At 50.2% G+C, this 271-nt stretch carries 1 protein-coding gene; it reads right to left on the bottom strand.

The window, feature by feature from the left end:
• Nucleotides 1-271 (bottom strand): ATP:cob(I)alamin adenosyltransferase (locus HBA93_RS21210; protein WP_286202117.1); only part of this gene is annotated, 271 nt, incomplete at both ends.

Raw genomic sequence — 271 nt, 5'->3', positions numbered from 1 at the left:
CCAGACGATCAACTTGCGTACCGATAATTCTTAATGGCTCATAACCGAGATTTGCAGCAGCAGCGTCGGTAGAATCTGAAACAGCATCGGGAGTGGCAATATCAGCACCGAGGTCAAAGAGATCATTCTGTATCCTTGTCAGTATTGCATCAACTTCCGGCAGCATCAGCGCCGTATAAAGCCGGGCGAGACCGATTGATGCATTCAGCTCATCAATATCACCGCAGGCTACAATACGCAGATCATCTTTGCGCCGTCTGGGACCACAGGC

Source organism: Ochrobactrum sp. SFR4 (genome assembly GCF_019730395.1).
Classification (GTDB): Bacteria; Pseudomonadota; Alphaproteobacteria; order Rhizobiales; family Rhizobiaceae; genus Pseudochrobactrum.
The sequence above is the reverse complement of the archived record's forward strand: the minus strand, read 5'-3'. Positions and strand labels throughout refer to the sequence as shown.